At 53.2% G+C, this 19,123-nt stretch carries 22 protein-coding genes; 10 read left to right on the top strand and 12 right to left on the bottom strand.

The annotated features are described in order from the left end of the window. Window positions 1-3: 3 nt before the first annotated feature. Entirely contained in the window at window positions 4-483 is a 480-nt protein-coding gene (gene coaD / locus EDC56_RS15665; RefSeq protein ID WP_123713515.1) for a pantetheine-phosphate adenylyltransferase, read from the bottom strand. 88 nt (window positions 484-571) lie between these two features. Further along, window positions 572-1,201: a 16S rRNA (guanine(966)-N(2))-methyltransferase RsmD gene (gene rsmD / locus EDC56_RS15660; RefSeq protein WP_123713514.1), complete on the bottom strand. Its 630-nt coding sequence runs from the start codon at window positions 1,199-1,201 to the stop codon at window positions 572-574. Window positions 1,202-1,344: 143 nt separating this feature from the next. Here rsmD and ftsY point away from each other — a divergent pair, with 143 nt between their 5' ends. The 6 genes from ftsY (at window position 1,345) to trmB (ending at window position 6,346) form a co-directional block, all read left to right on the top strand. Then, window positions 1,345-2,454 (top strand): signal recognition particle-docking protein FtsY, encoded by a 1,110-nt coding sequence (ftsY, locus tag EDC56_RS15655; RefSeq protein ID WP_123713513.1) that lies wholly within the window; start codon window positions 1,345-1,347, stop codon window positions 2,452-2,454. A gap of 6 nt (window positions 2,455-2,460) precedes the next feature. Then, the gene (gene ftsE / locus EDC56_RS15650) at window positions 2,461-3,123 is read left to right on the top strand and encodes a cell division ATP-binding protein FtsE (RefSeq protein ID WP_123713512.1); all 663 of its coding nucleotides are present in this window, start codon (window positions 2,461-2,463) and stop codon (window positions 3,121-3,123) included. Beyond that, window positions 3,123-4,100 (top strand): permease-like cell division protein FtsX, encoded by a 978-nt coding sequence (ftsX, locus tag EDC56_RS15645; protein WP_123713511.1) that lies wholly within the window; start codon window positions 3,123-3,125, stop codon window positions 4,098-4,100. The genes ftsE and ftsX overlap by 1 nt, the downstream gene beginning before the upstream one ends. Before the next feature lie 184 nt (window positions 4,101-4,284). Beyond that, window positions 4,285-5,145: an RNA polymerase sigma factor RpoH gene (gene rpoH / locus EDC56_RS15640; protein WP_123713510.1), complete on the top strand. Its 861-nt coding sequence runs from the start codon at window positions 4,285-4,287 to the stop codon at window positions 5,143-5,145. A gap of 125 nt (window positions 5,146-5,270) precedes the next feature. Then, window positions 5,271-5,645 carry a DUF423 domain-containing protein gene (locus tag EDC56_RS15635; RefSeq protein ID WP_123713509.1) on the top strand — a complete coding sequence of 125 codons (375 nt, stop codon included), beginning with the start codon at window positions 5,271-5,273 and terminating at the stop codon, window positions 5,643-5,645. A gap of 11 nt (window positions 5,646-5,656) precedes the next feature. Continuing rightward, complete coding sequence (trmB, locus tag EDC56_RS15630) at window positions 5,657-6,346, top strand: tRNA (guanosine(46)-N7)-methyltransferase TrmB (RefSeq protein ID WP_123713508.1); 690 nt, start codon at window positions 5,657-5,659, stop codon at window positions 6,344-6,346. A gap of 53 nt (window positions 6,347-6,399) precedes the next feature. Here trmB and EDC56_RS15625 read toward each other — a convergent pair whose 3' ends face one another. Beyond that, window positions 6,400-8,637: a heavy metal translocating P-type ATPase gene (locus tag EDC56_RS15625; protein ID WP_123713507.1), complete on the bottom strand. Its 2,238-nt coding sequence runs from the start codon at window positions 8,635-8,637 to the stop codon at window positions 6,400-6,402. Between the two features lie 552 nt (window positions 8,638-9,189). On the opposite strand from EDC56_RS15625, the gene EDC56_RS15620 reads away from it, so the two are divergent. Together EDC56_RS15620 and EDC56_RS15615 are read left to right on the top strand one after the other, a co-directional pair. After that, window positions 9,190-9,531, top strand: coding sequence for an RNA recognition motif domain-containing protein (locus tag EDC56_RS15620; RefSeq protein WP_123713506.1), 342 nt, complete (start codon window positions 9,190-9,192; stop codon window positions 9,529-9,531). Between the two features lie 2 nt (window positions 9,532-9,533). Next, window positions 9,534-9,929 (top strand): heavy metal-responsive transcriptional regulator, encoded by a 396-nt coding sequence (locus EDC56_RS15615; RefSeq protein ID WP_123713505.1) that lies wholly within the window; start codon window positions 9,534-9,536, stop codon window positions 9,927-9,929. Here the strand turns inward: EDC56_RS15615 and hemW are convergent. The 8 genes from hemW to EDC56_RS15575 all read right to left on the bottom strand — a co-directional run bounded on the left by hemW (window position 9,922) and on the right by EDC56_RS15575 (window position 16,353). Then, on the bottom strand, window positions 9,922-11,052 hold the full coding sequence (gene hemW, locus EDC56_RS15610) for a radical SAM family heme chaperone HemW (RefSeq protein ID WP_123713504.1): 1,131 nt from the start codon (window positions 11,050-11,052) through the stop codon (window positions 9,922-9,924). The two genes, EDC56_RS15615 and hemW, sit on opposite strands and share 8 nt — an antisense overlap. 3 nt (window positions 11,053-11,055) lie before the next feature. Continuing rightward, on the bottom strand, window positions 11,056-11,667 hold the full coding sequence (rdgB, locus tag EDC56_RS15605) for an RdgB/HAM1 family non-canonical purine NTP pyrophosphatase (RefSeq protein ID WP_123713503.1): 612 nt from the start codon (window positions 11,665-11,667) through the stop codon (window positions 11,056-11,058). 8 nt (window positions 11,668-11,675) lie between these two features. Beyond that, entirely contained in the window at window positions 11,676-12,152 is a 477-nt protein-coding gene (locus EDC56_RS15600) for a DUF4426 domain-containing protein (RefSeq protein WP_162844213.1), read from the bottom strand. 31 nt (window positions 12,153-12,183) lie between these two features. Next, the gene (gene metW / locus EDC56_RS15595) at window positions 12,184-12,774 is read right to left on the bottom strand and encodes a methionine biosynthesis protein MetW (RefSeq protein ID WP_123713501.1); all 591 of its coding nucleotides are present in this window, start codon (window positions 12,772-12,774) and stop codon (window positions 12,184-12,186) included. Continuing rightward, a complete protein-coding gene (metX, locus tag EDC56_RS15590; RefSeq protein ID WP_123713500.1) occupies window positions 12,774-13,934 on the bottom strand; it encodes a homoserine O-succinyltransferase MetX in 1,161 nt (386 codons plus the stop codon). Before metX ends, metW begins: the two co-directional genes overlap by 1 nt. A 140-nt stretch (window positions 13,935-14,074) precedes the next feature. Beyond that, complete coding sequence (locus EDC56_RS15585) at window positions 14,075-14,665, bottom strand: YggT family protein (protein WP_123713499.1); 591 nt, start codon at window positions 14,663-14,665, stop codon at window positions 14,075-14,077. An 89-nt stretch (window positions 14,666-14,754) separates the two neighbouring features. After that, complete coding sequence (gene proC, locus EDC56_RS15580; protein WP_123713498.1) at window positions 14,755-15,576, bottom strand: pyrroline-5-carboxylate reductase; 822 nt, start codon at window positions 15,574-15,576, stop codon at window positions 14,755-14,757. A gap of 87 nt (window positions 15,577-15,663) precedes the next feature. Then, entirely contained in the window at window positions 15,664-16,353 is a 690-nt protein-coding gene (locus EDC56_RS15575; protein ID WP_123713679.1) for a YggS family pyridoxal phosphate-dependent enzyme, read from the bottom strand. Window positions 16,354-16,471: 118 nt separating this feature from the next. Between EDC56_RS15575 and EDC56_RS15570 the strand changes: the two genes are divergently transcribed. Together EDC56_RS15570 and EDC56_RS15565 are read left to right on the top strand one after the other, a co-directional pair. Further along, entirely contained in the window at window positions 16,472-17,506 is a 1,035-nt protein-coding gene (locus EDC56_RS15570) for a type IV pilus twitching motility protein PilT (RefSeq protein ID WP_123713497.1), read from the top strand. A 49-nt stretch (window positions 17,507-17,555) separates the two neighbouring features. Continuing rightward, window positions 17,556-18,701, top strand: coding sequence for a PilT/PilU family type 4a pilus ATPase (locus EDC56_RS15565; protein WP_123713496.1), 1,146 nt, complete (start codon window positions 17,556-17,558; stop codon window positions 18,699-18,701). Here EDC56_RS15565 and ruvX read toward each other — a convergent pair. Further along, window positions 18,698-19,117 carry a Holliday junction resolvase RuvX gene (gene ruvX, locus EDC56_RS15560; RefSeq protein WP_123713495.1) on the bottom strand — a complete coding sequence of 140 codons (420 nt, stop codon included), beginning with the start codon at window positions 19,115-19,117 and terminating at the stop codon, window positions 18,698-18,700. The genes EDC56_RS15565 and ruvX overlap by 4 nt on opposite strands. Window positions 19,118-19,123 lie beyond the last annotated feature (6 nt).

Raw genomic sequence — 19,123 nt, 5'->3', positions numbered from 1 at the left:
ATTTTACTTGTTGAAATGCTGCAACAGTGCCGCGGAGACGGCGGGGTGTACGAAACGCGACACATCGCCGTCGAGGGCGGCGATCTCCCGTACCAGCGTGGAAGATATGAAGGACAGGTGATCGGACGGTGTTAAGAAGACCGTTTCAAAGTGATCGTCCATCGCCCTGTTCATGTTGGCTAGCTGAAACTCATACTCGAAGTCGGAGACGGCTCGGAGGCCGCGTAAGACGACGTTGGTCTGGTGGTCCTTGACGAGATCAACCAGTAAGTTACTGAAACCAACAACTTTCACGTTATGAAGATGATTCAACGATGTTTCACAGAGCGCTATACGCTGCTCGAGGGTGAACAGTGGGCGCTTCTTCTCGCTATAGGCGATGGCGACGATAACGTTATCGAAGAGTTTGGCGGCGCGTTCGACCAGGTCGATATGGCCGTTGGTGATCGGATCGAAGGTGCCTGGGTAAACGATGCTAGTCATGGAATCATCCGAGATAATAGTGTGGGAGGCTGTCGACGCGCTCACCGGTGCGATGAGCGGCGATTTTAACGAATTTGCCGAGGGCTGGCTAGTTATTGACCGGTTTGGCGTTATTTTGGTAGAGGTAATAGCTGACTTGCCCCGCCGTTTTGGCCTTGAGCTGTTGCCAGTGTGCTGGTACTTGGAAGTTAGAGCTTTTTTCCATCTCTAGGTAAATCAGCGTGTTAATTTTGAGCTTTGCAGGCTGCGCGAGGGCATCAAGGCTCTCTTGTAGCAGTTCGCCAGCGAATGGCGGGTCGAGCAAGATAATGTTGTAATCGAGCTCATTGCTGTTTGCCAGCTCGTGTTGTAGCCAGCGTAGAGCATCGTCATGGATGACCTGGGTGTTGTCACTCTTCAGTAGCTGTTCGTTTTGCCGTAGCTGTGTCGCGACGGGGGCAGAGTATTCGATCATGGTGACGATCGCAGCGCCCCTCGATGCGGCCTCGAAGCCAAGCGCACCGGCACCGCTGAATAAGTCTAGACATCTGGCGCCAGCAATGTCGCCTTGTAGCCAGTTGAATAGTGTTTCGCGGATGCGGTCGCCGGTAGGGCGCAGTCCGTCACTGTCGGCAAAGGTTAGTTTTCTGCCCCGCCATCGTCCACCGATGATACGCAGTGAGTTTGCGCTGCGTTTGTTGGTCGGGCGGGGCTTACTGGGATGACGCTTGTTAGTCACGGTGTGTTCTCTTTGATGGCGTAGTACTGTGCAGAATACAGTGAGATTAATCAAACAATACGCTTGGGGTGTATTGCCTTTAAAAGCTGTTAGAATATCCTACTTTTCTGTCAATATTGCCAATTACTTGTGTATAGCAACCTATGAAGTTCTTTAAACGCCGTGTAAAAGAGTCTAAGCCTGTGGATACCTCCAGCCAAGTGCCAGCCGAGGCGAGCCAGGAGGAGGCCGTTGATGTGCCGCAGAGCCACGAGCCAAATGGGCAGGGTGAGCGACTAACAGAGCCTTCGCAGGCTGCTGACCTACCTATTAAAAGGGGTAAGAAGTCAGGGTTCTTTAGCCGCTTGAAAGATGGTTTGTCGCGTACCAGCGCGAACTTTGGCGAGGGTATGGGCAGCCTGTTTCTCGGCAAGAAAGAAATTGACGATGAGTTATTGGAAGATCTCGAGACACAGTTGATCATGGCCGATGTAGGCATGGAGGCAACTGGTAAGATTATTGGAAGCCTCACTCGCCGTGTTGGACGAAATGAGTTGACGGATGCTGAGGCGCTCTACCAGGCACTGCAAGAAGAACTATCGGCATTATTGACCCCCTGTGAGGCGCCTCTGTGTATCGACGGCAGCAAGTCCCCTTATGTCATATTGATGGTCGGTGTAAACGGTGTCGGTAAGACGACCACGATCGGCAAGATGGCGCGACGTTATCAGGCTGAGGGTAAGTCTGTCATGTTGGCGGCTGGCGACACCTTTCGTGCGGCGGCGGTGGAGCAATTACAGGTCTGGGGTGAACGTAACGATGTTCCCGTCGTCGCTCAGCATACGGGGGCCGATAGCGCCTCGGTGCTATTCGACGCGCTGTCGGCGGCAAAGGCGCGTGATGTCGACGTGCTGATTGCCGATACCGCGGGTCGTCTACAGAATAAAGATCATCTGATGGAGGAACTGAAGAAGATTGTGCGGGTGATGCAGAAACTCGATCCGTCGGCGCCTCATGAGGTGATGCTGGTACTCGATGCCGGCACCGGACAAAATGCTCTGTCTCAGGCTCAGGCCTTTCGCCAGGCCGTTGGCGTCACCGGCCTGACTATTACTAAACTCGATGGCACGGCGAAGGGGGGGATCATCTTTGCTATCAGCGAGGCGATGCAGCTGCCCATTCGCTTCATCGGTGTTGGCGAACAGGCGGAAGACTTACGAGACTTCAGTGCTACCGACTTCACCCGAGCGATCTTTTCTAAGAGAGATGACTAACAGCAGATGATTGACTTCGATAACGTCAGTATGCGCTATGGCAATGGCCACATGGCATTACACCATGTTGATTGCCACATCGAGCGTGAAGAGATGGTCTTTTTAACCGGCCGTAGTGGTGCGGGTAAGAGCACGCTATTGAAGCTCATCATGTTAATGGAGCGACCGAGCTCGGGCCGAATTATTGTCGACGGCTTGGATCTTGGGGCTATGCCACGGCGGCAAATACCTTTTCATCGTCGTAAAGTCGGTGTGGTCTTTCAGAATCACCAGCTGTTATTTGATCGCACTGTCTTTGATAATGTGGCTCTGCCATTGATTATTGAGGGGCATCCCCCGAGAGAAATTGGCCGTAGAGTGCGGGCTGCGCTCGATAAGGTCGGTTTATTGAAGTATGAGAAGCACAACCCTATAGCCCTATCTGGGGGAGAGCAACAACGAGTGGGTATCGCGCGCGCGGTGGTGAATAAACCTGCACTATTGCTGGCGGATGAGCCTACCGGTAATCTCGACCCGGAGTTGTCGGCGGAGATTATGCACCTCTTTGAAGAGTTTAATCAGGTGGGTGTAACAGTGCTCATCGCGACGCACGATATTGCCTTGATCAACTCAATGGATCATAAAATTATGAGCCTGGATCATGGTGAAAATGCAGGGGGTGTGCGCTGATGGCTGACGGTAACAATCGTGCACGCGGAGCGCAAAGCTCCCACGTTGGTTTGGCCGACCTCTTTCGCGCCTGGGTCGACAATCATAAGAAGGTGGTTCGGGACAGTATACAACGACTGCTGGACTCGCCGCTGTCAACGCTGTTGACCTGGGTTGTTATCGCCATCGCCCTCGCTTTACCAATGACCCTCTATATCGCCCTGAGCAACATACAAGGCCTAAGCATTGGTCTCGACGGTAGTGCGCAGGTGTCGATCTATTTAAAACAAGACGTGACGCCGCAAGCCGGTGAAAAGTTGGCCGCTAAGCTGCCTTTGCGTAAGGATATTCGGGCGGCGCATTATATTTCGAAGCAACAAGCTCTGGCTGAGTTTAGAGCATTATCTGGTTTTGGCGAGGCGATCGATGCTCTTAATGAAAATCCGTTACCTGCCGTCATTGTCGTGCAGCCGGCGCCCAGTGTCGTGCAGTCAGGAAAGGCGAAAGATTTACTCGCCTCGTTAGCGGACTTGCCTGAGGTCGATCTTGCACAGCTTGATTTAGAGTGGGTGCAACGGCTTTATAGCATGATGGATATCGTCGAGAGGGTGGTGAATGCCCTTAGTATCTTGTTAGGTCTGGGGGTGCTGAGTGTGATCGGTAATACGATCAGGCTGACTATCGAAAGTCGTCGAGATGAGATTGTAGTGGCCAAGCTGGTAGGGGCGACAGATACCTTCGTGCGCCGCCCCTTCTTGTATACAGGAATGCTCTACGGCTTGGGCGGGGCTTTTTGCTCCTGGTGCATTGTCTTTGCGACACTGTGGTGGCTCAGCGGGCCAGTGCTGGCACTGGCGGACCTCTACCATAGCAATTTTCAGCTACGTGGATTAGATTTAATTGACACCCTACTTTTGTTGTTAGGTGGAAGTATGCTAGGGTGGGTCGGTGCTTGGCTGGCAGTTAGTCGACATTTGGGGTCGATAGAGCCAAAGTAGCGCCATTCTTTATTGCCGGTGAGGCCTGCGACATTAATAGTGGATTTGTCGGGGGCTTGTCACGGTTGACTTGAGTTCATGATTGAGTAATTTATACAGCAGAAGCAGCGGAACTTTTGACTGCCAGTGGTGGTCAAAACGTTAGCTTACTATAGCTATATAGAAGTTTCGTCAGGAGAGTTAAATGAGCACCAGTTTACAAACAGCCCATATTGTTAGCCCAGGCGCAGACCTCAACGCCTACGTCTCTTCCGTAAATAGCTTCTCTATTTTGACGGCGGATGAAGAGCGCAATCTCGCTGAACGCTTATATTATGACGGTGACTTAGACGCCGCTCGTCAGATGGTTATGGCCCACCTACGTTTTGTCGTTCATTTAGCGAAGAGCTACAAGGGCTATGGCCTGCCCCAAGGTGACTTGATTCAAGAGGGTAATGTCGGATTGATGAAGGCGGTAAAACGCTTCAACCCTGAGAAGGGCGTTCGTCTGGTCTCTTTTGCCGTACACTGGATCAAGGCTGAGATGCATGAGTATATTCTACGTAACTGGCGCATCGTTAAGGTAGCAACCACCAAAGCGCAGCGTAAGTTATTCTTCAATCTGCGTTCCTCGAAAAAGAGTTTGTCTTGGCTGACTCACGACGAGGCACAGTTGATGGCAGACGATCTCGGTGTGAACCTAAAAGATGTTCAGCAGATGGAAGGCCGGCTAACGGCTGTTGATGCAGCCTTCGATGGCGGTGTCGATGATGATAGCGACAGCGGTGCAGCAGCCTATTCTCCCGCGCATTATCTTGAGGATCACAGTATGGATCCGGCGGTGATGTTAGAGGACTCCGATTGGGAGGCCGATAGTCAGCGTCAGCTTAAAGAAGCGCTGGATATGTTGGACGAACGCTCTCGAGATATATTGGCCAGCCGCTGGCTGGGCGAGAAGAAAGAGACGTTGCATGAGCTTGCTGCTCGCTATGGTGTTTCCGCAGAGCGAATTCGTCAGCTAGAGAAGAACGCAATGAAGAAGCTAAAGGTCACGCTAGAAGCCTGATCATCGTTTGCGTTAACAAGGGTCGCCTGTGGCGGCCCTTTTTCGTTTTAAATTATCGTCGAGGGCAGGTGATTTCTGCTGTAGAAAGGCTAGAATAGCGGCAATTCGATAGGGAATATGACGATATGGCGATTAATCAGCTAATCATTGCGGCTTTTAGCGGCTTCCTGGCCGTGGCCATCGGTGCGTTTGGTGCCCATGGATTAAAGGGGCATATCAATGAGGCCCTGATGACGGTTTATCAGACGGGGGTGCAGTACCACTTTTATCACACTTTAGCGCTGTTGATGGCGGTGTTGATTGGTGCTCATTTCCCCGAGGTGAAGACTTATAAGACCGCAGGTTGGTTCTTTGTTGCCGGTATCGCCTTGTTCTCAGGCAGCCTTTATGCGCTTGCGTTAACAGGGGTTAAGGTGCTGGGGGCGGTGACGCCACTTGGCGGCTTGTGTTTTTTGGCGGCATGGCTGCTGTTGGCGGTAGCAGCATATAAATCTATTTAGGTGATAGCGGTATGAGTGAAGAAATTAAACGTAGGCCGATTAAGAGCTTTGTGTTGCGTAGCGGTCGAATGACTGATGGTCAGCGCCAGGCGTTTGAGGCGCTACAGGAGCAGCGCGGTTTGTTTCTCGACGACGGCATGATTGATTATGCCGAGGTGTTTGGTCGTACGGCACCGGTGGTGGTAGAGATTGGCTTCGGTATGGGGACATCTCTGGCACAGATGGCGGAGGAAGCGCCAGAGAAAGACTTTATTGGTATTGAGGTGCACCGGCCCGGTGTTGGACGCTTGCTGTCGCTCTCGGAGTTAAAACAGCTGGATAATGTTCGTGTCTATAATGAGGATGCGATTCAGATATTGCAGCAGTGTATCCCCGACAATAGCATCGATACTCTACAGTTATTTTTCCCCGACCCTTGGCATAAGGCGCGACACAATAAGCGTCGCATCCTACAGCCAGAGTTTGCTCAGTTGGTGCGTCAGAAGCTAAAGCTCGGTGGCGTGTTTCATATGGCGACGGACTGGGAACATTACTCGGAGCAGATGATGGAGGTGATGAGCGCAGCTGAGGGCTACGCTAATCAGCTGGGTGAAGGTGTCTTCTCACCGCGGCCAGAGCATCGCCCAATCACGAAGTTTGAGACGCGTGGCACGAAGCTCGGACACGGGGTCTGGGACCTGTTTTTCGAGAAGGTTAGCTGAGTCGTTTTTTCGAGCCGCTAGAGTGCTGGCGGCTCGACGCGCTGTGATCGTGGTCAGGGTGTAATCTTTAGTCGCCGTAGGCGGTTGGCATTGAGTACGACGGTCAGCGAAGACAGCGACATGGCGGCTCCTGCGATCACAGGGTTGAGCAGGAGGCCGAGGCTGGGGTAGAGGATACCCGCGGCGATGGGGATACCGATGCTGTTGTAGATGAAGGCACCGAATAGGTTTTGTTTGATGTTACTGAGAGTCGCCTGACTAACGATGATGGAATTTTCGATGCTTTTTAGTGAGTGGTTGAGCAGAGTGATGTCACCGCTTTCGATAGCGATATCACTGCCCTCGCCGATGGCGTAGCCGACGTCGGCTTGTGCGAGTGCGGGAGCGTCGTTGATACCGTCTCCCACCATAGCTACCACACGTTGCTGTTGCTGTAGTTGCTCGACAAGGGCGAGCTTCTCCCGGGGTGAGAGGCTGCCGTGAAATTGACTTATACCGACTTCAGCGGCGACGCGACAACAGGTGGTGTTGTTGTCGCCACTGGCCATGATTACCTCGATACCGCGTTGCTGTAGGCTGGCGATGGCGGCTTTAGACTCCATTTTCACCTCGTCTTTAAGTGCGATGAGGCCTGCTAATTTACCGTCTATAGCGAGGAGGACGATGCTGTTGCCTTGCTCTTGTAGGCGCTCACTCGCCTCGGCGAGCGGTGACGTTTCAACCTGATGGCTTTTTAATAGCTGTTGATTACCCAGAAGACAGAAGCCGTAAGCGGTACGAGCGCTGATCCCCATGCCTGCGATAGAGTGAAAATCATCGAATTCGAGCATCTTGTTTTTGTGGCTGCTGATGATCGCTTTCGCGATGGGGTGGCTCGAGCCTTGTTCGAGAGAGGCAGCGATTAATAGCAGCGTGTCGCGATCGTAATCTAGTGTGACAACGTCGGATATGGTGGGTCTGCCGCAGGTGATTGTGCCGGTCTTGTCCAATATCACGGTGTCGATCTTGGCAGCCTGCTGCAGGGCTTCTCCCTGCCGAACTAGGATGCCATGTTCGGCGGCTACACCCACTCCGGACATGATTGACATGGGCGTGGCGAGGCCAAGGGCGCAGGGACAGGCGATGATTAAGACTGTCACAGCACTGATGACCATGTACATTAGGCGAGGTTCGGGGCCCCAGAACCACCAGGCAGCGGCGCTAAGTAGGGCAACAAAGAGGATGCAGGGAACGAAGATACTGGCGACCCTATCGGCTAGGCGACCGATGGGGAGCTTACTGCCCTGGGCTCTCTGCACCATGTTGATAATGCGCGCTAAGGCGGTGTCTCGGCCAACACGGCTGGCACGATAAAGCAGTGTGCCGTCCAGCAAGACGGTGCCGGCGTTGACCGTGTCGCCCTGTTGGCATGCTACGGGTATAGCCTCACCGGTTAGCATGGCTTGGTCGATGTGGCCGTGACCAGCGATAACAATGCCGTCAACGGCAATCTGTTCGCCACTGCGCGCCCTGATTTCATCGTTGATTGCGAGTTGATCGATCGGTCGGTCGTAACTCTTGTCAGCTTCTATGACGCACGCAGTCTTGGGTTGGATGCCTATTAGCTTTTTTAAGGCGGCTGAGGTCTGGCCACGGGCGCGAAGCTCTAAGGCTTGGCCCAAGTTAATTAGGCCGATGATCATCGCAGCGGCCTCGAAGTAGACATGCCGTGCGGCGACAGGAAAGCTCTCGGGTGAGAGCACGATGAGGCTAGAATACAGCCAGGCGGAAGATGTGCCGAGGGCAATGAGAGTATCCATGCTGGTGCTGCCACTGCGCAGTTGCTGCAGAGCATTGCGGAAAAAGTGCCCGCCCGCGCGATATAGCACCATGGCGGTGAGTAGCGACACAACTGACCAACCGAGTTGCGCTTGAGTGCTGTCGACCGCCATGCCAAAGAGGAGGCCGTAGATCATCAGCGGTAGTCCTAAACCTAAGCCGATGAGGGCGTGTCGGCGATGTGCTGCATACTGTTGTTGAACGATGCTCTCACGCTCCTCTTCGGCTTGGGTGACGGATTGGATGCGCTGTGCGGAGTAGTCAAGGGCGGCAATAGCCGCAATAATGGCTTCGTCATCAACTTTACCGGTGACCGTGAGTGTTGCCTGAGAGAGGTTGAACGATGCCTCGCTGACCTCGTTCAAGCTTGTGACCGCCTTCTCTACCTTTGCGACACAGCCACCACAGCGTGGCCCTGTGATTAGGAACTTATGTGTTGCATGCTGGCCGCTGTCTTGGGCTTTGTAGCTCATGCTTACCTCGTCGTCTTAATGTGTGTAATGTGACGTAATCTCGCTGATAAATCTTTACTAAACATTGCCTTGAAATTAAATCGGAGCTAAATTTATAATGTAACGTATATCGTCGATTGGGCGATTGTGGCATCTCAGTATTGCCAGAGCATCGATAAGATGATGAAATAGCTCCGTAGAAATTAATAAAGTTTGATGGACCAATTCGAAAACCTGTTTTCGACGATGGTCTTTATTGTGTGACTTGTTGATTGAACAGCCACAAGTACGGTGTCGTTTATATTGAAGTTGAGTAAATAGCCTCTATGGATAGTGTTCTGTGTTGAGGCGATAAAGTGTTAATGATATATGAGCTGTTGAGGTTTATTTGGAGTAGCGACAGCGTCGTTGCTAGCTGCCGTTGTAAAAGTCTAAACCTGGAGTGTGCTCTAGGTACAAGGTGTTAACGAAATTATTACTTCGAAGCACTGAGTTGGTATGACATGCCCGCTTTGTCGGTCAGTTGGATGTTGGTATTCGTGTCCCTTGAGGCTCGAAATAAGAGAGTATTAAATGAATATTTTTGTCGGAAATCTATCCTTCGATGCTACTGAAGAGAGCATTCGTGATGCTTTTGAAGATTTTGGTGATGTTGCTAAGATCAACCTCATTGTCGATCAAGAAACCGGTAAACCGAAAGGCTATGGTTTTGTCATCATGGATAATGTAGAGGAGGCTAAAGACGCCATTATGGCACTTGATGGCAGCGCTTTTTTGGGGCGCAATATTAATGTTAATCAGGCTAAGCCTGCTGGAGGTGGTGGTCGCCGTGGCAATCATCGTCAAAGCCGCAATCATCGCCAGGGTGGTGCGCGTAATCAATCCTCACAGCCGAAACAACAACAAAACTCCTAATAATGCGCATTGGTGAGTTAGCTGATAAGACGCATGTGAGCGTCGATACGCTACGCTATTATGAGAAAATTGGCTTGATGCCGGCGGTTAAGCGCCGAGGATCAGGGCAGCGAGTTTACGGTGATGCAGAGCTGGAGACACTGTGCTTTATTAAGCGAGCGCAGTTGATGGCCTTCAGCCTAAAGGAGATCGCAGAGCTGTTAAAGATTCGTTCCAACGAGCATGTCATGCATGAGCAGGCGCAGCTGATGGCGCGCGACAAGCTGGTGCTGTTAGACGAGCAGATTACCGAACTGACAGAGCTGCGACAGGAGTTGAGTGCGATGTTGGCCGATTGCGAACAAAGCAGTAGCGATGGCGACTGCCCGATTATTCAGGGCCTACAACACACTAAATAAACTGTTCGAGAACGCTGTCGAGGTAGCGGCTGCCGAGCGCTGTGGTTGCCAACCTTTCCCCCGGCTGCAATAGCCCCTGTTGTTTTAGCCGTGCAACGTGCGCCGCTATCTCGGTGAAGGCGATTCCGGTGCGTTGAGAAAATAGCGCCTGTTCGACACCGCCATTGAGGCGTAGGGCGTTCATCATAAACTCAACACTCAGTTCGTCGGTTTCGATGGGCTGTTGTGTACAGCAAAACGCCTTCTTGCTGTTGAGATAATCTTTCGGCAGACGGGTTTTGGCACGACGGAAAATCTTGCCATTGCTGAGGCTGATCTTGCCGTGGGCACCTGCACCGATGCCGATGTAGTCACCGAAGCGCCAGTAATTGAGGTTGTGCTGAGAACGGCGCCCCGGCTTACTATAGGCGGATACCTCGTAGTTAAGGTAGCCACTTTTGGCCAGTAGCTGTTCGCCGTGAGTTTGGATCTCGAGCAGACGATCTTCGACGGGAATGCAGGGGGGGCGACTGTAGAACTCGGTATTCTTCTCGATCGTTAGTTGATACCAAGAGAGGTGTGTTGGCTGGCAGTCGATGGCCTGCTGTAGGTCTGCGCACGCTGCCCCAACGTCTTGGCCGGGCAGTCCGTGCATGAGGTCGAGGTTGAAGTTATCGAAGCCGCTGGCGCGAGCCCGGTCGGCGGCAATAGCGGCCTCGTGACCGTTGTGGATCCTACCTAATGCTTGTAGCTGTTCCTCTTGGAAACTCTGTACACCGATGGAGAGCCGATTGATGCCGGCGTGCCGGTAATCGGTAAACTTGCTTTGTTCGACGCTGCCCGGATTGGCTTCAAGGGTGATTTCAGCGCCTTGCTCAATGCCGATCTGTTGCTCGATCGCCTCCAACAGGCGCGCATAGGCTGAGGCGCCGAGTAGGCTAGGGGTACCGCCGCCGATGAAAATAGAATGAATCTTGCGCCCTTGGCTATGTTGTGACTCTTCCTTGAGGTCGTCGATGAGCGCGTCGATGTAGTCTGTCTCAGGTATCTCGCCGACCTGCTGGTGAGAGTTGAAATCGCAATAGGGGCACTTGCGCACACACCAAGGAATATGAATATAGAGGGATAGTGGCGGCAGTAACATACGTTATAGTCGTCGCTGTAGCGCGGGTAGCAGCAGTCGCAGTGCTTGGGCGCGATGGCTAATTTGATTTTTAATCGTGCGTGGTAGCTCGGCACTGCTGCAGTTGTGGCTGTCGAGCCAGAAGAGTGGGTCGTAGCCGAAGCCCTGCTCACCTTGTGCTTGTTGAGCGATGCGTCCCGACCAGCTGGCTTGACAGATCAACGGTGTGGGGTCTGTTGCGTGGCGCATATAGACCAGTACGCAGTGGAAGCGAGCATTACGTTGGTCGTCGAGAAGGCCTGCGAGAGCGGTGAGCAGTTTGCTGTTGTTGCTCTGGTCAGTAGCCTGGCCACCGGTGACATCGTCGCTGTAGCGCGCCGAGTAGATACCAGGTGCGCCCTGTAATGCGTCGACTTCGAGCCCTGAGTCATCGGCGATAGCGGCCAAGCCGGTATGTTGGCAGGCGTGGCGCGCTTTGATGATGGCGTTCTCGACGAAGCTGAGGCCGTCTTCGATGGCCTCGGCAAAGTCGAAATCCGTCTGTGCAACAATCTCGACATCGAGATCCGTTAGCAACTCATTAAATTCATTTAGCTTTCCTGGGTTGCCGCTGGCGAGGACGATCTTGTTAGCCATATGACCTCCTATTTTTTGATGTCACGGTAGAGGGTACGATCGAACTGAATCTTCGCCGCCGGTTTGTTGTCGGCGTATTTAACGTCGAGTTCGAAGCTCATTTTAGACTCTTCACCGGGGAAGCGAACGGGTGCGAGGTAGTAGATGGCGCCTTGCTCTTCTACTTTGACAAAATTGAGTGGGCGGTGATGAATTAAGTCAAAGTAGTTGCCGCTGATCGTTGCTGCCTTGGCGACAGTCGCCGCGCTGTCGCTGACTCTTTCGCGCACCGAGACGTTGACGAATTGAATGTTTTCGCTGCGCGTTAGTTGCAGCGCCTTGGCGGTTGCAGGGGCAATCATGGTGCTAGGGAATAGAACGTAGTTAATCTCGATATTATCGATGTTGCTCTGACTCTTAAAATCGTCGGCGATAGAGTAAGTGCTGAATAGTGACAGCATCACTATGAGCGATAGCTTAATGGGCTGAACGATCAGTTTTCGCATAGAGTACTTCCTCGTTAACGCGCTAGTTTGTTTATTTTGTGATTCGGTAAATGGCAGTGACGCCAAACATGTTTGGCCACAGGCGAGAGGCGCTGCCGCTTTTGTTGTAGTGATCGACATAACGGCGGTTGAGTAATTCGATGTTGTTCTCTCCGCAGAGCTCCTCAAAATCCTTCACCGTGCAGAAGTGAATGTTTGGGGTGTCGTACCAAGTGTAAGGCATGAACTTTGAGATTGGCATCTTGCCGCGGGTATTGAGGTACCAGCGGCAGCGCCAGTGACCAAAGTTGGGAAAGGCGACAATACATTGTTTACCGACGCGTAGCATCTCGTTGATGACGAGGTGCGGGTAGCGTACCGCCTGCAGCGTCTGTGTCATGATGACGGTATCGAAGCTATTGTCGGCAAAATTACTGAGTCCCTTATCGAGATCTTGTTCGATAATATTGATGCCTTGTTTGATACTGGCAGTGATGTTGTAAGGGTCAATTTCTAGGCCATAGCCGTGAATATCGATGTTCTCACTGAGCTGGCGAAGCAAGGTGCCATCGCCACAGCCGAGGTCGAGGACGCGGCTACCGGGCTCGATCCAGGGTTGCACCAGTTTGGTCGGAAAGCGCATTATCTCTTCCTCTTTATCGATTTATGAACCCGGTTCATATAGGCGGCGAAGACTTCTTGGTAGCGTGCATTGGGTAACAGGAAGGCATCGTGGCCAAGCTTTGATTCAATCTCGACGTAGCTAATTTTTTTCTGTGCCGCCATCAGTGCCTGCACCATCTCTTGCGAGCGCTCAGGGCTAAAGCGCCAGTCCGTGGTGAAGGAGACGGCGAAGAAGTCGCACTGGGCGTTTTCAAAGGCGGCGACGGGGTCGTTATCATACTCGCGGGCCAGGTCGAAGAAGTCGAGCGCCTGAGTCATACGGATGTAGCTGTTGGCATCGAAGGCGCCAGAGAAGCTTTCCCCTTGATAGTTGAGGTAGCTCTGAATTTGAAACTCGACTCCTTCATCCTGCCCCATTTTAAAAGAGCCTGAGCGCAGCTCACGGCCAAACTTAGAGCCCAGCACTTCGTCGGAGAGGTAGGTAATATGGCCGACCATTCTCGCTAACGCCAGCCCATCGCGAGGCAGCGTATCGTGCTCGAGATAGTTACCGTCGTGAAAGGCCGGGTCTGACATGATGGCCTTGCGTGCTACCTCGTTAAAGGCGATGTTCTGCGCGCTGAGTTTCATCGCAGAGGCGATGACGACGCAGTGTTTGAGGCGCTCGGGGTATTCCAGCGACCAGCGTAGAGCCTGCATCCCCCCGAGGCTGCCGCCGACGATGGCAGCCCAGACATCAATTCCTAGCAGGTCGGATAACTCTGCCTGTGACTTCACCCAGTCGCGTACGCGTAGCCCGGGAAAGTCGGCGCCCCAGCGCTTGCCGGTCGCAGGATTGATACTCTGCGGTCCGGTGGAGCCCGAGCAGCCGCCGATATTATTCAGGGCGACGACAAAGAAACGGTTGGTGTCGATGGGCTTGCCGGGGCCGATATAATGGTCGAACCAGCCAGGGCGCTTGTCATCAAAGCTATGAAAGCCGGCAGCATGATGATTGCCCGATAGTGCGTGACATATCAGTATGGCATTGCTGCGCTCGCTGTTGAGCTCACCATAGGTCTCATAGACGAGGTCGTAGCCCGCCAGTATCTTGCCGCAGGCGAGTTCGAAGTCATGTTCGAAATGATGGGTAATAGGGGTGACTAAACCTACCGATTGCTCATTAGCATCTGTCGGCATCTGGGTATCCTCGGCGTAAATTCAACTCGAAGTCTAATGGCCTATGCAATAGCTATCAATAGATTAGCTGTAGACAAGGGGGTTAATTATAATGTTTTAGCTGACCACTGCTGGCGCCAGCGTGGACTGGCGCCGAGGAGCTAGTTCAAACCAATGACGATACCGGTAGGCATGCCGGAGGCATGGGCGCCGTTATGGATGAGTATTTCAAGTACATGAATGACCATGAAGACAAGGATGGGCGAGAGATCCAGGCCACCCATCGATGGCAGCAGCCGACGAAATGGCGCCATTACCGGCTCATTGATTTGATGCAACAACATCAGCGCAGGATGACGGCTCTGTGGTGCCAGCCAGCTGCAGACGATAGTGGCGATGATGGTGAAAAAGAACAACTTGGTGAAGGCGGTGGCGAGCCCTAGCAGCGACCAGATGAGCAGCGAGGTAGGGTTGACGATAACGCGATAACTAATGAATAACAGCAGCGCGATGCCGGCAGCTTGCACTAGTAGCGCGAGCACTAAGGAGGCTGTGTCTAGGCCGGCTATCGAGGGGATGATCCTGCGCATCGGTTTCAACGGTGGGTTGGTGGCTTTGACAATAAATTGTGAAATCGGGTTATAGAAGTCGGCACGGGCCAGCTGCAACAGGAAGCGTAAGATAACGAGGATGAGATAAAAGCTGACCAGCGTGGTGATCAAGTAGCTTAGGACTTCTGCGAGCGCGCCCATAAGTGTCTCCGCAATATGAAAGTAAGAATAATAGTAACTATTAATGGGGGTGGATTAACAAAATACACCCCCCGTGACATTGTGACGGTTTATTGACCGAGAAGTTCGGCTAGTTCGCCAGACCGCTGTTTTGCGGCCTTGACGGCGGTCTCAACCACGGTGCGAAAGTTGTCGCGTTCAAAGCTGTTGAGGGCGGCCTCGGTGGTGCCGGCGGGTGAGGTTACGCGGCGGCGCAGCTCGGCGGCATCGACATCGCTGCTGACGGCCATCTCGGCGGCGCCGAGAGCGGTTTGTAGCGTAAGCTGAGCGGCGGTCTGTCGATCGAGGCCGAGCTTGCTGCCGGCCTCGGTCATCGCCTCGATGAGGAGGAAGAAGTAGGCGGGACCGGAGCCGGATATGGCCGTCACGGCGTCGATTTGGCTCTCCGTCGAGAGCCACAGGCTGATACCGACGGCATCGAGAATTTCCGTGGTCTGTCGACGTTGTTTTTCGCTCACATGGGGGTTGGCGAAGAGGCCCGTTGCGCCCCTTCGTACAAGCGCAGGTGTGTTGGGCATGCAGCGCACGATGGCCTGTTGGTTGCCAAGCCAGCGTTCAAGGCTAGTCATCTCAATGCCGGCGACGATCGAGATGATCAGCGGCTTACGGGTAGCGAAGCTTTCCTGCAGTGGTGTGACGACATCTTTTAATACCTGTGGCTTGACGGCGAGGACGACGATATCGGCCTGAGCGATGGCGGTGTGGTTATCGCTGGTGGTATTCACCCCGAGTGCAGCGGCTTGTTCTAAGCTAGCGGGGTAGGGGTCGGCAGCCCAGATTTTATCGGCGTCGAAGCCCTGGTTAATTAGGCCGCCGAAGAGAGCGCTGGCCATGTTGCCGGCGCCGATAAAGGCTATCGTATAGTCGCTCACGGAGAGTTCCTCTTAATTATAAGTCGCGGTCTCAGCGTGCAGTGTACTGAGTTGGCGAATGATTGTTAATATTATTGATAGAGAGACCTAGCGCTGCGCACGGGCACCAAAAATGTCCGTGCCGATGCGCACCATGGTGCTGCCTTCGAGGATGGCGGAGTCTAAGTCGCCACTCATCCCCATCGACAGGGTGTCGACCTGAGGGTGCTGCGCCTGCAGCGTGCTGAATAGCTGCCGGCTTTCGGCGAAGGCGCGGCGCTGCTGCTCTACCTCTTGGCTGGCGGCAGGAATGACCATGAGACCACGCAGCTGTAATTGTTCGAGGCTTTCGATCTTCGCTGCCAGCGGCAGTAGCTCGGTGGCGTCGATACCGGCTTTACTGTCTTCACCGCTGATGTTGACCTGCAGGCAAATGTTGAGCGGCGGTAGTTGGGCGGGGCGTTGATCGTTTAGCCGTTGCGCTATCTTCAGCCGGTCGACGGTGTGCATCCATTGAAAATGCTCGGCGACCTGGCGTGTCTTGTTCGATTGCAAGTGGCCGATGAAGTGCCAATGGATATCTGTTGGCTTAATTTCAGTGATTTTTTCTAGGGCGTCCTGTAAATAGTTCTCACCGAAGTCTCGGCAGCCATAGTCATAGGCTTCTAACACTTCGCTAGCGCTGCGTGTTTTCGAAACGGCTAAAAGTTGAACTTCATCACGCTGGCGTCCGGCCTTTTCACAGGCCTTGCCGATACGCTGATATACGGCTTCTAGATTGTCTGCTATCTTGGGCATGGGGCGATGATAACTCATATAAAGTCATTGGTGCCCGCATTATAGCGCAGTTAGGGTGAGGCGGACCTATCGTAGTGGACCGCATTGTAAATAAAAAGCAGCAAATGGTTTCTCGGCTATGGATATTACTGAATTATTAGCATTTAGCGCCAAACAAGGGGCTTCGGATTTGCATTTGTCGGCGGGCTTGCCACCGATGATTCGTGTCGATGGTGATGTGCGTCGTATTAATGTACCGGCGATGGACCACAAAGAGATTCACAGCCTGATCTACGAGATCATGAATGATAAGCAGCGTAAGGACTTCGAGGAGCATCTAGAGACCGATTTCTCTTTCGAGGTGCCTGGTGTCGCCCGCTTTCGTGTCAATGCCTTTAATCACAACCGCGGTGCCGGTGGTGTTTTTCGTACCATCCCCTCAAAAGTGTTAACGATGGAGGACCTCGGTATGGGTAAGGTCTTCCAGCAGATATCTGAAGTGCCACGAGGCCTAGTGCTCGTGACTGGGCCCACGGGTTCGGGTAAGTCAACCACCTTGGCGGCGATGGTCGATTATATTAATGATCACCGTTACGACCATATATTGACTATTGAGGACCCGATAGAATTTGTGCACGAATCGAAGAAGTGTCTGGTCAACCAGCGAGAGGTGCATCGGGATACACATGGCTTCGATGCCGCGTTACGCTCGGCGCTGCGTGAAGACCCGGATATTATCTTAGTGGGTGAGCTTCGAGACCTAGAAACCATTCGCTTGGCGCTGACGGCGGCTGAGACCGGGCACTTGGTCTTTGGTACCTTGCACACCACCAGTGCAGCGAAGACCATTGACCGTGTCGTTGATGTCTTTCCGGCGGAAGAGAAGGAGATGATTCGTTCGATGCTGTCGGAGTCGCTGCAGGCGGTTATCTCACAAACATTATTGAAGCGAGTGAGCGGTGGCAGGGTGGCGGCGCATGAGATCATGATTGGCACCCCGGCGATTCGTAATCTCATTCGCGAGGGTAAGGTGGCGCAGATGTACTCGGCAATCCAGACTGGCGCCAACGTTGGCATGCAGACTATGGATCAATGTCTCGAGTCGCTGGTGAAGAAGAACCAGGTGACACGTCAGGTCGCTCGCGAGAAGGCGAAGATCCCAGATAACTTCTAATAATGAACAATGCTAAGAAAAAATAGTCGTAGCGTGCATGGAGTAAGTGGTGGATATTGAAAAGCTGTTGAAATTGATGGTGGAGAAGGGCGCCTCAGATTTATTTATTACCGCAGGCGTGCCGCCTTCGATCAAAGTACATGGCAAAGTGGTGCCGGTGACGACGAAGGCACTTAGTCCCGAGCAGACTCGAGAGACGGTGTTAGGGGTGATGAACGAAGCGCAACGCAGTGACTTCGTGAATAATAAAGAGTGCAACTTTGCCATTTCGGCACGAGGTATCGGACGTTTTCGGGTCAGTGCCTTCTATCAGCGTAATTTAGCCGGCATGGTGTTACGACGTATTGAGACGCATATTCCGTTAGTTGAAGATTTGGGCTTGCCCGATATCATCAAAGACTTGGCGATGACTAAGCGTGGCCTGGTTATTTTTGTCGGTGCCACCGGGGCCGGTAAGTCGACGTCGCTGGCCTCGATGATTGGTCACCGCAACCGTAACTCGAAGGGACATATTATCTCGGTAGAGGACCCGATTGAGTATATCCATCAGCATAAAGGCTGTATCGTCACTCAGCGTGAGGTCGGTATCGACACCGACTCTTTTGAGGTTGCGTTGAAAAATATGCTGCGTCAGGCCCCCGACGTGATCATGATTGGTGAGGTACGTAGCAGGGAGACGATGGAGCATGCCATCACTTTTGCTGAGACCGGTCACCTCTGCCTTTGTACGCTACATGCCAACAATGCTAACCAGGCGCTCGACCGGATCTTGCACTTCTTCCCCGCGGATCGTCATCGCCAGTTGTGGATGGATCTATCGCTGAATTTGCGCGGTATGATAGCGCAGCAGTTGATACCGACACCGGACGGCAAGAGCCGTAGAGCCTGTGTCGAGGTGTTAATCAATACGCCGCTGGCTTCAGACATGATACGCAAAGGTGATGTCCATGCTCTCAAGGACTTAATGTCGCGATCTTCAGAACAGGGGATGCAGACCTTTGATCAGGCGCTGTTCGAGCTATACAAAGAGGGGCAAATCACCTACGAGGATGCGCTGGCCTATGCCGACTCGGCCAACGACCTGCGCCTGATGATTAAGCTCGATGCCGAGGGGGATGACAGGGAGGCGGGTAACTTCGATGCCATCGCTGGCGGCTTGAGTCTGCAGGATGACAGCGATAGCAATCGCTTCTAACCCTGCTTATTGAACCAGCTCTGCAAAATTAACTGGGCGGCTATCGCATCGACGGTCTGTTGGCCGAAGTTGCGTTGCCCGCTGCGTTCGATGACCTGGCCTTTGGCCTCGTAGCTGGAGAGTCGCTCGTCGATGGTTTCTACTGCAACGCCGAAGCGGCCATGAACTCTGTTGGCAAACTTGTTGGCGCGTGCAGACATCTCAGAGGGGGAGCCATCCATGTTGAGGGGTAGGCCGACGATCACGAGGTCGGGCTGCCACTCGGTAAGCAGCTGCTCTACTTGCTGCCAGTTGGGCTGACCATCCTTTGCCTTGAGCACGCAGAGTGGGCTGGCGGTCTGGGTGACCGTTTGCCCCTGGGCGACACCGATATGTTTTAAACCGTAGTCGAAGGCGAGTAGGCTGCGTGCTGGCATGTGGGG

Origin of the sequence: Sinobacterium caligoides, from assembly GCF_003752585.1 — a bacterium.
GTDB lineage: Bacteria > Pseudomonadota > Gammaproteobacteria > Pseudomonadales > Sinobacteriaceae > Sinobacterium > Sinobacterium caligoides.
This window is presented reverse-complemented; position numbering and strand designations above follow the sequence as displayed.

Bases quoted from the DNA above. Each gene is read 5' to 3' on its own strand.
- rpoH (WP_123713510.1), top strand. From the start codon at position 4,285: ATGAGCACCAGTTTACAAACAGCCCATATTGTTAGCCCAGGCGCAGAC.
- coaD (WP_123713515.1), bottom strand. From the start codon at position 483: ATGACTAGCATCGTTTACCCAGGCACCTTCGATCCGATCACCAACGGC.
- EDC56_RS15575 (WP_123713679.1), bottom strand. From the start codon at position 16,353: ATGCCCAAGATAGCAGACAATCTAGAAGCCGTATATCAGCGTATCGGC.
- ftsY (WP_123713513.1), top strand. From the start codon at position 1,345: ATGAAGTTCTTTAAACGCCGTGTAAAAGAGTCTAAGCCTGTGGATACC.
- trmB (WP_123713508.1), top strand. From the start codon at position 5,657: ATGAGTGAAGAAATTAAACGTAGGCCGATTAAGAGCTTTGTGTTGCGT.
- hemW (WP_123713504.1), bottom strand. From the start codon at position 11,052: ATGTTACTGCCGCCACTATCCCTCTATATTCATATTCCTTGGTGTGTG.
- EDC56_RS15625 (WP_123713507.1), bottom strand. From the start codon at position 8,637: ATGAGCTACAAAGCCCAAGACAGCGGCCAGCATGCAACACATAAGTTC.
- rdgB (WP_123713503.1), bottom strand. From the start codon at position 11,667: ATGGCTAACAAGATCGTCCTCGCCAGCGGCAACCCAGGAAAGCTAAAT.
- metW (WP_123713501.1), bottom strand. From the start codon at position 12,774: ATGCGCTTTCCGACCAAACTGGTGCAACCCTGGATCGAGCCCGGTAGC.
- EDC56_RS15615 (WP_123713505.1), top strand. From the start codon at position 9,534: ATGCGCATTGGTGAGTTAGCTGATAAGACGCATGTGAGCGTCGATACG.
- EDC56_RS15620 (WP_123713506.1), top strand. From the start codon at position 9,190: ATGAATATTTTTGTCGGAAATCTATCCTTCGATGCTACTGAAGAGAGC.
- EDC56_RS15600 (WP_162844213.1), bottom strand. From the start codon at position 12,152: ATGCGAAAACTGATCGTTCAGCCCATTAAGCTATCGCTCATAGTGATG.
- EDC56_RS15635 (WP_123713509.1), top strand. From the start codon at position 5,271: ATGGCGATTAATCAGCTAATCATTGCGGCTTTTAGCGGCTTCCTGGCC.
- EDC56_RS15585 (WP_123713499.1), bottom strand. From the start codon at position 14,665: ATGGGCGCGCTCGCAGAAGTCCTAAGCTACTTGATCACCACGCTGGTC.
- ftsE (WP_123713512.1), top strand. From the start codon at position 2,461: ATGATTGACTTCGATAACGTCAGTATGCGCTATGGCAATGGCCACATG.
- metX (WP_123713500.1), bottom strand. From the start codon at position 13,934: ATGCCGACAGATGCTAATGAGCAATCGGTAGGTTTAGTCACCCCTATT.
- ruvX (WP_123713495.1), bottom strand. From the start codon at position 19,117: ATGCCAGCACGCAGCCTACTCGCCTTCGACTACGGTTTAAAACATATC.
- EDC56_RS15570 (WP_123713497.1), top strand. From the start codon at position 16,472: ATGGATATTACTGAATTATTAGCATTTAGCGCCAAACAAGGGGCTTCG.
- ftsX (WP_123713511.1), top strand. From the start codon at position 3,123: ATGGCTGACGGTAACAATCGTGCACGCGGAGCGCAAAGCTCCCACGTT.